The 224-nt window shown below is 58.0% G+C and carries 1 pseudogene; it reads left to right on the top strand.

From position 1 onward, the window contains the following. Positions 1 to 224: pseudogene (locus FS806_RS25525) on the top strand (IS1380 family transposase); the annotation flags it as partial.

Here is a 224-nt window from a genome sequence, read left to right as displayed (position 1 = left end):
CTCCGGAACTTGCTGTTCAGCTGGATCAAAGCCATCGCCTACAACGTGATGGTCTGGTTCAAACAGACGCTGATGCCTGAATCGCTCAAGCGCTGCGAAGTCCAAACGATTCGCCGGACGGTGATCCGGGTGCCCGCCAATGTGGTTGGTTCCGGCCGATACCAGCATATCCGGCTTGCGCCGAATCCGACGCTCGCTGGCATCGTCGACACCATGCAACACAA

It is taken from the genome of Paenibacillus sp. 32O-W (assembly GCF_007679495.1).
Taxonomy (GTDB): Bacteria; Bacillota; Bacilli; order Paenibacillales; family NBRC-103111; genus Paenibacillus_L; species Paenibacillus_L residui.
The sequence above is the reverse complement of the archived record's forward strand: the minus strand, read 5'-3'. Positions and strand labels throughout refer to the sequence as shown.